Consider the following 12,893-nt stretch of genomic DNA (forward strand, 5'->3'; position numbering starts at 1 on the left):
GCCGCTCACCCGCGCCGCTCGGTGACGAAGCGCGCGATCGCGCGCAGCAGCTCGGCCTCGTCGCCGTAGCTGCGCAGGTGATCGATCGCCTGGTCGACCAGCATCTGCGACTGCTGGCGCGCGCGGTCCACGCCGAGCAGCGAGACGAACGTCTCCTTGCCCTTCTCGCCGTCCTTGCGCAGCTTCTTGCCGGCGAGCTGCTCGTCGCCCTCGACGTCGAGCAGGTCGTCGACGATCTGGAAGGCGAGGCCGAGGTCGTGCGCGTAGCCGCGCAGGTGGCGGCGCCCCTCGGGCGGCACGCGGCCGAGGATCGCGCCCGCCTCCACCGCCGCGCCGATCAGCGCGCCCGTCTTCATCTGCTGGAGCCGCGTGACGGTGCCGAGGTCGAAGGCGGCGCCGTCGGCCTTGAGGTCCATCGCCTGCCCACCCGCCATGCCGCCCGGGCCCGAGGCGCGCGCGAGGTCGGCGACCAGCTCGGCGCGGACGAACGGGTCGGCGTGGGTGGCCGGGTCGGCCAGCACCTCGAAGGCGAGCGCGTGGAGGCAGTCGCCCGCCAGGATCGCGGTCGCCTCGTCGAACGCCTTGTGGACGGTGGCCTTGCCGTGGCGCATGTCGTCGTCGTCCATCGCCGGCAGGTCGTCGTGGATCAGCGAGTAAGCGTGGATCGCCTCGAGCGCGACCGCGGCGCGCGCGGCACCGTCGCGCGCCACGTCGAACAACCGCGCGGTGGCGAACACCAGCAGCGGGCGCAGCCGCTTGCCGCCGCCGATCGTGGCGTGGCGCATCGCGCGGTACAGGTCGGCGCGGGGATCGTCGGGCACCGGGAGCAGCGCGTCGAAGCGACGGTCCATCTCGGCCGCGACTTCCTTGAGCGCGGCCTGCAACCGGGGCGACGCGGTGGCGGTGATGGTCATCCCGCGGCGAAAGGCTCGGTGGCGGCGGGGCGGCCGTCGGCGCCGAGCCGGATCGCCTCGATCCGCGCCTGCGCGGCGTCGAGCCGGTCGGCGCAGCGCTGGCGCAGCGCGCTGCCGCGCTCGTAGAGCCGGATCGCCTCCTCCAGCGGGGTATCGCCCGACTCGAGCCGGGCCACGATCGCCTCGAGCTCGCGTAGGCCGGCCTCGAACGACAGCGTCTCGATGTCCTGCTCCATCAGGCGGCTATGCGATGGGGGGTGCGCCGGGTCAAGAAGATGGGGGTGCTGGCGGGGTGGCGGGGGTGCGGGGCTCACCTTCCGATCCCTGCGTCATCCTGAGCTTGTCTCAGGATCCACCCTTCCGCTCACCCATGCGCGGCTGGATATGCGGCACGGTGGATCCTGAGACGAGCTCAGGATGACGGAGGTGAGGTAAGGTGAAGGTTCGTTCCCTCACCCCCGTTCGTGCTGAGGAGGCGCTGAGCTTGTCGAAGCGCCGTCTCGAAGCACTTGGCGCCCCGCTCGTGGCCGCGCTTCGAGACGAGGCTTCGACAAGCTCAGCCTCTCCTCAGCGCGGACGGGAAGGCGAGCCGGCAACCTAGTCCCTACCGCCGCCACGCCTCCACCGCCGCCGCATAGGCCCCCGCCGCCCGCTCGCGCGCGGCGTCCAGCCTCGCGCGCTCGCGCTCGTGGCGGCGTCCCGCCTCGCGGCGCTCGCGGTCGAGCGCGGCCTGGCGCTCGGCCAGCGCCTTCTCCTCGGCGCGGCGGCGCGCGTCCTCCTGCTCCAGCGCCGCCTCGGCCGCCTCCAGATCGGCGCGGCTCGGGCGCGGCGCGGGCGGCTTGGTCGCGGCCTTCGCGCGCGCCGCCCGCCCCCGCCGCGGCGGCCCCTCCTCCTCCGCCGCCGCCGCCGCCCGCGCGCGCTTGGGTCGATCCGGCGGCAGCGCCGCGAGCTGCTCCGCCGCGCTGCCGCGCGAGCGGCGCACCACCTCGCCCGGGTGCGCCAGCGGCTCCTCCATCAGCGCCGCGTCGGTCACCTCCTCCGCCACGCCGCGCGCGAACAGGTCGGCGTCGGCGCCCCAGGCGACCAGCGCGGCTCTGCGACTCGGTGCCGCGACATAGGCGTCGTGGAACCCGGCGGGCGTGCGGAACACCTTTAGCTTGCGCGCCATCCCTCGCCTCCCGGGCGTGACCGCCCCCCGCGGCCACAATCGCTTACGTTGCCGTGCCGTTCCACCCTTCCCCGCCCGGTCCCCCGCTGCTATCGCCCGCGGCGATCGAGAGTTTCGCCCGCCCCCGCGCGCACGCGGCCGTGCCGCATCGACGCGGGCGCGAGGCTCCCACGAGGAAGGACAGCTGCCCATGACGGCCATCGGCCACGATACGCTCAACGCCCGCACCACGCTGACGGCCGGGGGCAAGACCTACGACTATTTCGCGCTGAAGACCGCGGAAGCGAAGTTCGGCGACATCTCGCGCCTGCCCTTCTCGATGAAGGTGCTGCTGGAGAACATGCTGCGCTTCGAGGACGGCGTGACCGTGACCGAGGCGGACGTGAAGGCGATCGTCGACTGGCAGCAGGAGCGCCGCAGCGACCGCGAGATCCAGTATCGCCCCGCGCGCGTGCTGATGCAGGACTTCACCGGCGTACCCTGCGTGGTCGACCTCGCCGCGATGCGTGACGCGATCACCAAGCTCGGCGGCGACGCCGCCAAGATCAACCCGCAGGTGCCGGTCCATCTCGTGATCGACCATTCGGTGATGGTCGACGAGTTCGGCACGCCCAAGGCGTTCGAGGAGAACGTCGACCTGGAATATGCGCGCAACGCCGAGCGCTACGAGTTCCTGAAATGGGGCTCCAAGGCGCTCGACAATTTCAAGGTGGTGCCGCCGGGCACCGGCATCTGCCACCAGGTGAACCTCGAGTATATCGGCCACGCCGTGTGGGCCTCGGAGGAGACGGGTGACCACGCCAAGGGCGGTGCGACGATCGCCTATCCCGACACTTTGGTGGGCACCGACAGCCACACCACGATGATCAACGGCCTGGGCGTGCTCGGCTGGGGCGTCGGCGGGATCGAGGCCGAGGCGGCGATGCTCGGCCAGCCGGTCTCGATGCTGATCCCCGAGGTGGTCGGCTTCAAGCTGACCGGCTCCCTGCGCGAGGGCATCACCGCGACCGACCTGGTGCTGACGGTGACGCAGATGCTGCGCGCCAAGGGCGTGGTCGGCCGCTTCGTCGAGTTCTACGGCCCCGGGCTCGACCAGATGACGCTCGCCGACCGCGCCACGATCGCCAACATGGCGCCCGAATATGGCGCGACCTGCGGCTTCTTCCCGGTCGACGACAAGACGATGGACTATATGCGCCTGACCGGCCGCCCCGACGAGGTGATCGCGCTGGTCGAGGCCTACGCCAAGGCGCAGGGCATGTGGCGCTACGCCGACAGCCCCGATCCCGTCTTCACCGACACGCTCGAGCTCGACATGGGCACCGTGGTGCCGTCGCTCGCCGGCCCGAAGCGCCCGCAGGACAAGGTCAGCCTCGACACCGTCGACGAGGTGTTCAACGGCGACCTGTTCAAGCTCTACCACAAGGAGAAGCCGGCGCGCGTCGCGGTCGACGATCGCGGCCATGACATCGGCGACGGCGACGTGGTGATCGCGGCGATCACCAGCTGCACCAACACCTCCAATCCCTCGGTGCTGGTCGCCGCCGGGCTGGTGGCGCGCAAGGCGCGCGCGCGCGGCCTGACGCCCAAGCCCTGGGTCAAGACCAGCCTCGCGCCCGGCTCGCAGGTGGTCACCGACTATCTCGACAAGGCCGGCCTGTCGGAGGATCTCGACGCGATCGGCTTCAACCTGGTCGGCTACGGCTGCACCACCTGCATCGGCAACTCGGGCCCGCTCGCCGCGCCGATCAGCAAGGCGATCAACGAGAACGACCTGGTCGCCGCCTCGGTGCTGTCGGGCAACCGCAACTTCGAGGGCCGCGTCTCGCCCGACGTGCGCGCCAACTTCCTCGCCTCGCCGCCGCTGGTGGTCGCCTACGCGCTCAAGGGCACGGTGACGACCGACATGAACGAGACGCCGATCGGCCAGGGCACCGACGGCGGCGACGTCTATCTGCGCGACATCTGGCCGACCAACCAGGAGGTCGCCGAGCTGATGGCGGCCAACATCGACGACGGCATGTTCCGCGCGCGCTACGGCAACGTCTACGCCGGCGACAACAAGTGGCAGGCGATCGACGTCACCGGCTCGGACACCTACGGCTGGCGCGCCGGCTCGACCTATGTCGCCAACCCGCCCTATTTCGAGGGCATGGAGATGACGCCCAAGCCGACGACCGACATCGTCGATGCCAAGCCGCTGGCGATCCTGGGTGACTCGATCACCACCGACCACATCTCGCCGGCCGGCTCGATCAAGGCCGACAGCCCGGCGGGGACGTGGCTGCAGGAGCACCAGGTCTCGCGCCAGGACTTCAACAGCTACGGCGCGCGCCGCGGGCACCACGAGGTGATGATGCGCGGCACCTTCGCCAACATCCGCATCAAGAACGAGATGGTGCCCGGCATCGAGGGCGGGATGAGCCGCTACGACGGGCAGGTCATGCCGATCTACGACGCGGCGATGCGCCACAAGGCCGACGGCACGCCGCTGGTCGTGGTCGCGGGCAAGGAATATGGCACGGGCTCGTCGCGCGACTGGGCAGCGAAGGGCACCAACCTGCTCGGCGTGCGCGCGGTGATCGCGGAGAGCTTCGAGCGCATCCACCGCTCCAACCTGGTCGGCATGGGCGTGCTGCCGCTGCAGTTCGCCGAGGGCGTGTCGCGTCAGTCGCTCGGGCTGACCGGCGACGAGACGTTCACGATCGAGAACGTGGCGGGGCTGCGCCCGCGCCAGAACGTCACCGTGACGCTGAAGCGCGCCGACGGCTCGACCGAGACGTTCGCGACTCGCTGCCGAATCGATACCGTCAACGAGCTGGAATATTTCCTCAACGGCGGCATCCTCCAGTACGTGCTGCGCAAGCTCGCCGCCTGAGGCGAGGCGTCAGCGACGGGATGAGAGGGGGAGGGTTCCGCGAGGGGCCCTCCCTTTTTCTTCGGGGATGCGGTTGGCCGCGGCGCTAAATCCTCCCCGGCACGGGGAGGGGGACCAGCCGCAGGCTGGTGGAGGTGGCTCGCCGCAGACGCTGCGCTCCGTGGAGAACCCCCTCCACCACTCGCTTCGCGAGCGGTCCCCCTCCCCGCGCGCGGGGAGGATCTGCTCACAAAAATACTTGCTCCGACTTCTCAACCACTTCCCTCCCCTAACCTAACGCAAGCCCGGCCGCTCCCGGATCGCGCCTCGTGACGGAACGTTGCCCGCGAACCCTCCCGCGGAGCCCGGATCGAATGGCCACGCTCGCCCCCACCCGCCCGGCACCGCCAGACGCCGCGCCGCACCCGCCCGGACGCGCGCTCGACGCGCTCAACTTCTTCCTCGCCGACGTGCGCGACGGGCTCGGCCCGTATCTCGCCATCTACCTCGTCGCGGTGCGCGGTCCGACGCACGGCTGGAACGAGGCCACCGCCGGGCTGGTCCTCACCATCGCGGGCATCGTCGGCCTGCTCGCGCAGACCCCGGCGGGCTGGATGATCGACCGGTCGACGCGCAAGCCCGCGATCGTCATCGCCGCCGCGCTGGTAGTGACGCTCGGCGGCGTGTCGCTGCCCTTCGTCAGCGGCTTCGGCCCGGTCGTCGTCACCCAGTCGCTCGCCGCCGCGGCGGGCGCGCTGTTCGCGCCGGCGATCGCGGCGATCACGCTGGGGCTGTTCGGCGCGCGCGCCTTCTCCGCGCGGGTCGGGCGCAACGAGGCGTTCAACCACGCCGGCAACGCGGTCTCGGCCGCGCTGGCCGGGGTGCTGGCGTGGCGGTTCGGGCCCGTGGTGGTCTTCTACCTGATGGCGGGATTGACCGTGGCGAGCGTCTTCGCCGCGCTGCGGATCGACTCGCGCCAGATCGACGATGAGGTCGCGCGCGGTCTCGACTGCGCGCCCGACGAGGGCGAGGCCGAGTGCGACCCCGCGCCCGGCTGGCGCGTGCTGCTCGAGCAGAAGGCGCTGCTGCTATTCGCCGCGCTCGCCTTCCTGTTCCACCTCGCCAACGCGGCAATGCTGACCTCGGTGAGCCAGCTGCTCGCGCGCACCGTGGGGAAGGACCAGGCGACCTCGCTCACCGCCGCCTGCATCGTCGCGGCGCAGCTGGTGATGGTGCCGATGGCGCTGCTGGTCGGGCGCAAGGCCGATTCCTGGGGAAGCAAGCCGCTGTTCCTCGCGGCCTTCGCGGTGCTGGGCGCGCGCGGCGCGCTGTACACCGTGTCGCGCGACCCGTGGTGGCTGGTGGCGGTGCAGGCGCTCGACGGCGTCGGCGCCGGCATCTTCGGCGCATTGTTCCCGGTGGTGATCGCGGACCTGACGCGCGGCAGCGGGCGCTTCAACGTCGCGCAGGGCGCGGTGGCGACCGCGCAGGGGCTCGGCGCGGCGCTGAGCGCGACGCTGGCGGGGACGATCATCGTCGGCGCGGGCTACACGCCGACCTTCCTCACGCTCGCGGCGATCGCGGGGGGCGGGCTGCTGCTCTACGCGCTGGCCATGCCCGAGACCCGCGACCGAACCGGCTGATCGAAAGCAAGTTACTGTATTGTAACGGAACCTTGCTTGCTCCCCGCCGCTCTGGCGAGACATCGACGAGGAGCATTGCCATGAACCGCCCCCTCCACCTGCTGATCGGCGCGGTGTTGTCCGCCGCGCCGCTCGTCGCCGCCGCGCAGACCCCGCCGCCGCCCCCGCCCGCCGAGGCGAAGACCATGGCCGACGCCTATGTCACCGCCGCGGGCATGAGCGACCTCTACGAGATCAACGCCAGCCAGGTCGCGCTGCAGCGATCGCAGAACCCCGCGGTGAAGAAGTTCGCCCAGATGATGATCGACCATCACCAGAAGACCACCGCGGCGACGGTGAAGGCGGCGCAGAAGGCCGGGCTGAACCCCGCGCCGCCCGCGCTCGACGCCGGGGCGACCGCCTCGATCAACGAGCTCCAGAGCGCGTCGGGGGCGGATTTCGACCGCCTGTACCTCGGCCAGCAGGTGCCCGCGCACCAGGCGGCGCTCGACCTCAACCAGAGCTACGCCTCGGGCGGCGACAAGGCGCCGCTGAAGGCCTCGGCCAAAGCGGCGGTGGCGATCGTGAAGCGCCATCTCGCGGAGGCGACCAAGCTGCAGGGCGGCTCGGGCGCCGCGGGGATGTGAAGGATGGGGTCACGCCAGGACGCGAAGGAGGGTGATTGACGCGACGGCGCGACGACACGGAGGAGGTCAGACCGGCGCGCGGCGCCTGTTCATCAGGCATGTGAAAGGCGCTGACGCGCCCAGAACCGCGACACCTCCGCGCCTCCGCGCCTCGGCGTGCACCCCTTCTACCTCGCGCGCTCGCGTCTTCGCGTGAGCCCCTCTACGCCGCCGCCGCGATCGCCGCGCGGTGGCGGCCCCACAGCAGGTAGACCGCCAGCCCGAGCAGGTTCCACAGCAGGAAGTAGAGCTGCGTCCGCTGCGGCAGGCTGAGGAACAGATAGGCGCAGCCCAGCACCCCGATGGCGCCGACCAGCGGCGCGGCGGGGGTGCGGAACGTCCGCTCCGCCTCGGGCGCGCGGCGGCGCATCACCAGCATGCACACGCACACCGCGACGAACGCCGCCAGCGTGCCAGCGTTGGCGAGCGCGGCGATCGCGTCGATCGGCATCACGCCCGCGATCACCGCGACCAGCACCGCGGTGAGCAGCGTGATCCGCACCGGCGTGCCGCGCCTCGACACCTTGGCGAGCGCCTGCGGCAGCAGCCCGTCGCGCGCCATCACGAAGAAGATACGGCTCTGCCCGAACAGGAAACCGAGCAGCACCGTCGGCAGCGCGATCACCGCGCTGGCGGCGAGGAAGGTGGCGAAGCCGGGGCGGCCGATGCCGCGCAGGATCAGCGCGAGCGGCTCGGGTGAGTCGGCGAAGCGCGAGAAGTGGAGCGCCCCCACCGCCGCGACCGCCACGCCCATGTAGATCACCACGCACGCCAGCATCGAGCCGACGATGCCGATCGACAGGTCCCGGCCGGGATCCTTGGTCTCCTCCGCCGCGGTGGAGATGGCGTCGAAGCCGTAGAAGGCGAAGAAGATGATCGCCGCCGCCGCCATCACGCCGCGCTCGCCGCCGTCCGCGCTCACCGACTTGGCGAAGCCGTAGGGCATGAACGGGTGCAGGTTGGCCGAGTCGAAATGCGGCACCGCCACCGCGACGAACACCGCGAGCGCGACCAGCTTGATCGCGACCAGCACCGCGTTGAGCGTCGCGCTCTCCTTGGTGCCGAGCGAGAGCAAGGCGGCGACCACCGCGATGATGAACACCGCGGGCAGGTTGACGACGCCGCCCAGCGCCGGCCCCTGCGTCAGCGCGGCGGGGAAGCCGAGCGGGGTGAGCAGCGCCGAGGCATAGCCCGACCAGCCCACCGCGACGGTCGACACCACGAGGGAATATTCGAGGATCAGCGACCAGCCGATCACCCAGGCGATCACCTCGCCCAGCACGACATAGCTGTAGGTATAGGCGCTCCCCGAGGCGGGGATCATCGTCGCCATCTCGGCATAGGCCAGCGCGGCGCAGGCGCAGATCGCGCCGGCGATGACGAAGGAGAGGATCACCGCCGGCCCGGCGCGCTCGGCGCCGACGCCGATCAGCGTCAGGATGCCGGTGCCGACGATCGCGCCGACCCCGAGCGCGACGAGGTGCGGCCAGGACAAGGTGCGCGCGAGCACGGTGCCGCCGCGGTGATCGATCGCGACCGGCTTGCGCCGGAACAATGTGGACATGGACTCTCCCTCTCGTCCGGCGGTCGTAACAGACGCGACGACGAGGAGGGAAGGGTCGCGCTCGCGGTCGCCGGGCGCCAGCCGGCCGGCGACCCGGTGCGGCGCCTCACTGCCCCAGCGGCGCCTTGAGCCAGGTGCGCGGGCTGCGCGTGCACAGGCGCGCGCCGACCACCTGGCACTGGCCGCCGGTGGTGTTGAGCGCGCGCGCCTTGCCGTCCTCGACGCTGGCGTCAGCCTGGACGCGGAAGCGCGCGGCGGGGTCGACCGGGTCGGCGGGGCCGGCGGAGAGCCGGTCGCGCGCCATGCTGAGCAACGTGGGTGGCGCGGCTTCGACCGCCTGCGGGGCGGGCAGCAGCAGGAGCAACGCGATCATCCGCTATTCCCCTTCTCACGCGCCGCCGCGGGTCGGCGCCCGAGTCGCGGTACGCCAGCCTAGTCCTGCGCGGCGGGCCCGCCTAGCCGCGCGACCCCGAGCCGCGGCAGCTCGATCGCGGGGCAGCGGTCCATCACCACCTTGAGCCCGGCCGCCTCGGCGCGCGCCGCGGCGGCCTCGTCGATCACGCCGAGCTGGAGCCACACCGACTTGGCGCCGATCGCGATCGCCTGGTCGACCGCCTCACCCGCGGCCGAGGAGCGGCGGAAGATGTCGACCATGTCGATCGGGTCACCCAGCTGCGCGAGCTCGCGGAAGACGAACTCGCCGTGGATATGCTCGCCGGTGAGCTGCGGGTTGACCGGTATGACGCGATAGCCGTGCGCCTGCAGCGTCTTCATCACGCCGTTCGAGGGCCGGTCTGGGCGGTCGGACGCGCCCACCAGCGCGATCGTGCGGGTCTCCTCGAGCAGCTCGCGGATATCGTCGTCGGCGGTCAGCGGCATCGGCGCTCTCCTCGGTCGCGGCGCCCGTGGCGCCTCTGTCGGGACGAACGAGCGGTTACCCTGACGGTTGCGCAGGCCGGCGCCGTAGTTCCCGCGCGCGCAGGAACCGAGCGTAACAGACGCTACATCCAGTGACCTGGGCTCCCGCGTCCGCGGGAGCCTACCTCCCTCAGTTCGCCGCGAGCCACGCCGCGACCTGCGCCGCGATCGGCGCGAAGACGCGGTCGTCGTCGCGCGCCGCCGGGGGCTCGCCCGCGTCCGAGGCGATCCGGATCGCCAGGTCGAGCGGCACGCGACCGAGGAAGGCGATGCCCGCCTCGCGCGCCGCCGCCTCGGCGCCGCCGCGGCCGAACGGGTCGGACACCTCGCCGCAGTGCGGGCAGATATAGCCCGCCATGTTCTCCACCAACCCGATGATCGGCACGCCCGCCTTCTGGAACAGGTCGATCGCGCGCCGCGCGTCGATCAGCGCGAGGTCCTGCGGGGTCGAGACGATCACCGCGCCGGCGGGGCGATGCTTCTGCACCATGGTGAGCTGGACGTCGCCCGTCCCCGGCGGCAGGTCGACCACGAGCGTGTCGGTCAGCCCCCAGTCGGCGTCGATCAGCTGCCCCAGCGCGCCCGCGGTCATCGGCCCGCGCCACGCGATCGCGCGGCCGGGCTCGACCAGCTGCCCCATCGACAGCAGCGGCACGCCGTAGGGCGTCGCCACCGGCAGCAGCACCTTGTCGCGCGCCTCCGGCCGGGTGCCCTCCACCGCCATCAGCCGGGGCTGCGACGGGCCGTAGATGTCGGCGTCGACCAGCCCCGTCCGGCGCCCGCCGCGGGCCAGCGCGATCGCGAGATTGGCCGAGAGCGTCGACTTGCCGACCCCGCCCTTGCCGCTCGCCACGGCGATCAGCCGGCGCCGCGCGCGCTCGGCCGTGACGACGGTGCGCACGTCATGGCCCGGCCGCGCCGCCGCCATCCGCACCGCCGCCTCCAGCGCGTCGCGCGCGGGCGCGTCGAGCCCGCTGGCGTCGATCACCACGCCGATCCGCTGCCCCTCGACGCGCACGGTCGCGCGCTCGCCCGCGACGGCGCGGACCGCCTGCCTCACGTCATTCTCGTCCATGGACATGATCCGTTACGCCTCGCGTCGCGGCTTGCCACTGTTTTTCGGCCGATCCGCACTTATAAAGGCGGGATGATCATCTCGCGACGCTGGCTTCGGCGCCCCATCCCCCTCGCCGCCCCCATCCCCCTCGCGGCACAGAGCAACGGGCCCTGGGGCAACGACGACAACGTCGGTCCGCGCAATCCCTGGTCGGTACCGCCCAGCGCGAAGCGCGCCGGTGCCAAGCCGACCGCGCTCGACGAGTTCATCCGCCGCGCGCGCGGTGGCGGGGGTGGCGGCGGCGGCGGCGAGGGCGGCGGGCCGCACTTCCCGATCGGGGCGAACGCGCGGATGCTGTGGCTGCTCGGCGTCGGCGTGCTGGTGGTGATCTGGCTGGTGCTCACCTCGCTCCACCAGATCGGCCCGCAGCAGCGCGGCGTGGTCACCTATTTCGGCCGCTACTCGGGCATGCTCGAGCCCGGCATCCGGGTCACGCTGCCCGCGCCGATCGTCAACGTCACCAAGGTGGACGTGGAGCAGGTCCGCACCGACGAGTTTTCGCGCGACGGCGGCGAGACCGTGCTGACCGGGGACCAGAACATCATCGACCTGGCCTATACGGTGCGCTGGCGCGTCTCGGACGCGCGCAACTACGTCTTCGAGATCAAGGATCCGCAGGAGACGGTGCGCGCCACCGCGGAGAGCGCGATGCGCTCGGTGCTGGCCACCACCACGCTCAACCAGGCGATCGGCGCGGGGCGGACCGAGATCGAGGCGCGCGTCGCCGAGACGATGCAGCAGATCCTCACCAGCTATCAGGCCGGCGTCCAGGTCCAGGGCGTGTCGATCAAACAGGCCGCGCCGCCGTCGCAGCTCGCCGACGATTTCAACGCGGTGACCGCGGCGCAGCAGGAGGCGGTCGGCAACCTCAACAACGCGCGCTCCTACTCGCAGCAGGTGATCGCGCGCGCGCAGGGCGAGGCCTCGGCGTTCGACCAGGTGTACGAGCAATATCGCCTCGCCCCCGAGGTGACTCGCCGCCGCATGTATTATGAGACGATGGAGGCCGTGCTGGCCAAGACCGACAAGACGATCGTCGAGACCCCGGGCGTGACCCCGTACCTGCCGCTCGACCGCGCGCGCCGCCTGCAGGAGCCGAACGCGGCCGCGGGCGGCACCGCGACGGCCCAGCCGAGCAACGGGGGGGCGCGCTGATGCCCGTGTGGCTCCGCAACCCCGTCGCCGCCGGCCTGCTCGCGCTGGCGCTCGTGATCGTCGCCGCGGCGACCTTCGCGATCGTGCCCGAGACGCAGCAGGCGGTGGTGCTCCGCCTCAACAACCCGGTGCGCCTGATCAACCAGTGGCAGCCGGGCCAGTCGATCGGCCGCACCGGTGCCGGCGTGATCGCGCGTATCCCGTTCGTCGACAAGATCGTGTGGGTCGACAAGCGCGTGCTCGACGCCGACCTCGACAACACGCTGGTGCTCTCGACCGACCAGCTGCGGCTCAACGTCGACGCCTTCGCGCGCTTCCGCATCGTCGATCCGCTGCGCGCGGTGACCTCGACCGGCAGCACCTCGAACACCGAGGAGCGGGTCGCCGACCAGCTCCGCCCGCTGCTCGGCACCGCGCTGCGCAACGAGCTCGGCAAGGTGCCGTTCGCGACGCTGCTGAGCCCCGAGCGCGGGCGCGTGATGGACGAGATCCAGGAGTCGCTCGGTCGCTCCGCCAAGCAGTATGGCGCCGAGATCGTCGACGTGCGGATCAAGCACGCCGACCTGCCCGACGGCAGCCCGCTCGAGAGCGCGCTGCAGCGGATGCGCACCGCGCGCCAGCAGGAGGCCAACACGATCCGCGCGCAGGGGCAGAAGCAGGCGCAGATCGTCCGCGCCGAGGCCGACGCCCAGGCGGCGCGGATCTACGCCGACGCCTTCAGCAAGGACGCGGACTTCTACGATTTCTATCGCGCGATGCAGAGCTACCGCCACACCTTCGGCGCCGACGGCGGGCCCCAGCCCGAGGGCAGCACCAACATCATCATGAGCCCGAACAACGGCTACCTGCGCGAGTTCGAGGGCGGTCGGCGATAGAACCCGCGGCGATGTCG

12 protein-coding genes are annotated in these 12,893 nt (G+C 71.9%); 5 read left to right on the top strand and 7 right to left on the bottom strand.

Annotated elements, in window-relative coordinates; genetic code table 11:
- Positions 1–5: 5 nt before the first annotated feature.
- The 3 genes from KZ813_RS09705 to KZ813_RS09715 all read right to left on the bottom strand — a co-directional run bounded on the left by KZ813_RS09705 (position 6) and on the right by KZ813_RS09715 (position 2,082).
- Entirely contained in the window at positions 6–914 is a 909-nt protein-coding gene (locus KZ813_RS09705) for a polyprenyl synthetase family protein (RefSeq protein WP_219754778.1), read from the bottom strand.
- The gene (locus KZ813_RS09710; protein WP_183942527.1) at positions 911–1,150 is read right to left on the bottom strand and encodes an exodeoxyribonuclease VII small subunit; all 240 of its coding nucleotides are present in this window, start codon (positions 1,148–1,150) and stop codon (positions 911–913) included. The genes KZ813_RS09705 and KZ813_RS09710 overlap by 4 nt, the downstream gene beginning before the upstream one ends.
- 368 nt (positions 1,151–1,518) lie before the next feature.
- Positions 1,519–2,082: a hypothetical protein gene (locus KZ813_RS09715; protein WP_219754779.1), complete on the bottom strand. Its 564-nt coding sequence runs from the start codon at positions 2,080–2,082 to the stop codon at positions 1,519–1,521.
- Between the two features lie 190 nt (positions 2,083–2,272).
- Here KZ813_RS09715 and acnA point away from each other — a divergent pair, with 190 nt between their 5' ends.
- From acnA to KZ813_RS09730, 3 genes are all read left to right on the top strand, one after another.
- Positions 2,273–4,960 (top strand): aconitate hydratase AcnA, encoded by a 2,688-nt coding sequence (gene acnA / locus KZ813_RS09720; protein WP_219754780.1) that lies wholly within the window; start codon positions 2,273–2,275, stop codon positions 4,958–4,960.
- Between the two features lie 353 nt (positions 4,961–5,313).
- Entirely contained in the window at positions 5,314–6,582 is a 1,269-nt protein-coding gene (locus tag KZ813_RS09725) for an MFS transporter (protein ID WP_219754781.1), read from the top strand.
- Between the two features lie 80 nt (positions 6,583–6,662).
- Complete coding sequence (locus KZ813_RS09730; RefSeq protein ID WP_219754782.1) at positions 6,663–7,208, top strand: DUF4142 domain-containing protein; 546 nt, start codon at positions 6,663–6,665, stop codon at positions 7,206–7,208.
- Positions 7,209–7,410: 202 nt separating this feature from the next.
- Here KZ813_RS09730 and KZ813_RS09735 read toward each other — a convergent pair whose 3' ends face one another.
- The 4 genes from KZ813_RS09735 to KZ813_RS09750 form a co-directional block, all read right to left on the bottom strand.
- The gene (locus tag KZ813_RS09735; protein ID WP_219754783.1) at positions 7,411–8,811 is read right to left on the bottom strand and encodes an amino acid permease; all 1,401 of its coding nucleotides are present in this window, start codon (positions 8,809–8,811) and stop codon (positions 7,411–7,413) included.
- A gap of 106 nt (positions 8,812–8,917) precedes the next feature.
- Positions 8,918–9,184 (bottom strand): hypothetical protein, encoded by a 267-nt coding sequence (locus tag KZ813_RS09740; protein ID WP_219754784.1) that lies wholly within the window; start codon positions 9,182–9,184, stop codon positions 8,918–8,920.
- Positions 9,185–9,243: 59 nt separating this feature from the next.
- Positions 9,244–9,690: a CoA-binding protein gene (locus tag KZ813_RS09745; RefSeq protein ID WP_219754785.1), complete on the bottom strand. Its 447-nt coding sequence runs from the start codon at positions 9,688–9,690 to the stop codon at positions 9,244–9,246.
- 169 nt (positions 9,691–9,859) lie between these two features.
- Positions 9,860–10,810: an Mrp/NBP35 family ATP-binding protein gene (locus tag KZ813_RS09750; protein WP_373369268.1), complete on the bottom strand. Its 951-nt coding sequence runs from the start codon at positions 10,808–10,810 to the stop codon at positions 9,860–9,862.
- Positions 10,811–10,876: 66 nt separating this feature from the next.
- On the opposite strand from KZ813_RS09750, the gene hflK reads away from it, so the two are divergent.
- Together hflK and hflC are read left to right on the top strand one after the other, a co-directional pair.
- On the top strand, positions 10,877–12,001 hold the full coding sequence (gene hflK, locus KZ813_RS09755; protein WP_219754786.1) for a protease modulator HflK: 1,125 nt from the start codon (positions 10,877–10,879) through the stop codon (positions 11,999–12,001).
- Positions 12,001–12,876 (top strand): protease modulator HflC, encoded by an 876-nt coding sequence (gene hflC / locus KZ813_RS09760; protein ID WP_219754787.1) that lies wholly within the window; start codon positions 12,001–12,003, stop codon positions 12,874–12,876. Before hflK ends, hflC begins: the two co-directional genes overlap by 1 nt.
- Positions 12,877–12,893 lie beyond the last annotated feature (17 nt).

Origin of the sequence: Sphingomonas folli (genome assembly GCF_019429525.1) — a bacterium.
GTDB lineage: Bacteria > Pseudomonadota > Alphaproteobacteria > Sphingomonadales > Sphingomonadaceae > Sphingomonas > Sphingomonas folii.

What these genes read in the sequence shown, in the direction of transcription:
- KZ813_RS09705 (WP_219754778.1), bottom strand. Translation starts at nt 914, where the DNA reads ATGACCATCACCGCCACCGCGTCGCCCCGGTTGCAGGCCGCGCTCAAG.
- KZ813_RS09710 (WP_183942527.1), bottom strand. Translation starts at nt 1,150, where the DNA reads ATGGAGCAGGACATCGAGACGCTGTCGTTCGAGGCCGGCCTACGCGAG.
- KZ813_RS09715 (WP_219754779.1), bottom strand. Translation starts at nt 2,082, where the DNA reads ATGGCGCGCAAGCTAAAGGTGTTCCGCACGCCCGCCGGGTTCCACGAC.
- acnA (WP_219754780.1), top strand. Translation starts at nt 2,273, where the DNA reads ATGACGGCCATCGGCCACGATACGCTCAACGCCCGCACCACGCTGACG.
- KZ813_RS09725 (WP_219754781.1), top strand. Translation starts at nt 5,314, where the DNA reads ATGGCCACGCTCGCCCCCACCCGCCCGGCACCGCCAGACGCCGCGCCG.
- KZ813_RS09730 (WP_219754782.1), top strand. Translation starts at nt 6,663, where the DNA reads ATGAACCGCCCCCTCCACCTGCTGATCGGCGCGGTGTTGTCCGCCGCG.
- KZ813_RS09735 (WP_219754783.1), bottom strand. Translation starts at nt 8,811, where the DNA reads ATGTCCACATTGTTCCGGCGCAAGCCGGTCGCGATCGATCACCGCGGC.
- KZ813_RS09740 (WP_219754784.1), bottom strand. Translation starts at nt 9,184, where the DNA reads ATGATCGCGTTGCTCCTGCTGCTGCCCGCCCCGCAGGCGGTCGAAGCC.
- KZ813_RS09745 (WP_219754785.1), bottom strand. Translation starts at nt 9,690, where the DNA reads ATGCCGCTGACCGCCGACGACGATATCCGCGAGCTGCTCGAGGAGACC.
- KZ813_RS09750 (WP_373369268.1), bottom strand. Translation starts at nt 10,810, where the DNA reads ATGTCCATGGACGAGAATGACGTGAGGCAGGCGGTCCGCGCCGTCGCG.
- hflK (WP_219754786.1), top strand. Translation starts at nt 10,877, where the DNA reads ATGATCATCTCGCGACGCTGGCTTCGGCGCCCCATCCCCCTCGCCGCC.
- hflC (WP_219754787.1), top strand. Translation starts at nt 12,001, where the DNA reads ATGCCCGTGTGGCTCCGCAACCCCGTCGCCGCCGGCCTGCTCGCGCTG.